Origin of the sequence: Streptomyces sp. NRRL B-3229 (assembly GCF_000719505.1) — a bacterium.
GTDB lineage: Bacteria > Actinomycetota > Actinomycetes > Streptomycetales > Streptomycetaceae > Streptomyces > Streptomyces griseorubiginosus.
Map to the genome: position 1 here is coordinate 1 of NZ_JOGP01000113.1, position 524 is coordinate 524.

The following is a 524-nucleotide window of genomic DNA, read 5'->3' on the forward strand; positions in this document are numbered from 1 at the left end:
CACCCAGTACTCGGGAGAGGTCAGCTCACCCGAAGTCGCGGGCTTTCCGGTGACGTTGGAGACCACGGGGATGCGCGGTTCCGCGTACGTGAGCCCGGCAGCGACCTGCCGGAACTCCTCCAGCATCGGGTCCATCAACACCGAATGGAAGGCGTGGCTGACCGTCAGCTTCTTCGTCTTGCGGCCCTGTTCGGCGAAGATCCGGGCCACGGATTCAGCCGGACCCTCCTCACCCGAGATCACCACAGAGGCGGGACCGTTGATGGCCGCGATACCGACCTTCTCGGTCAGCAGCGGCAGCACTTCAGCCTCGGTCGCCTGCACCGCGATCATCGCGCCACCGCTCGGCAACGCCTGCATCAACCGACCCCGCGCCGCCACCAACCGCGCCGCATCCGCCAGCGACCACACCCCCGCCACATGTGCGGCAGCCAGCTCACCGATAACGCCACCTCAACCGCGAACAGAGCCGGCTGCGTGAACTCCGTACGGTTCAACACCCCCGAGCCCGCATCGTCGAAGAC

The 524-nt window shown here is 66.8% G+C and carries 1 pseudogene; it reads right to left on the minus strand.

The window, feature by feature from the left end:
* Positions 1–524, minus strand: a pseudogene (locus IF54_RS40690) (acyltransferase domain-containing protein); the annotation flags it as partial.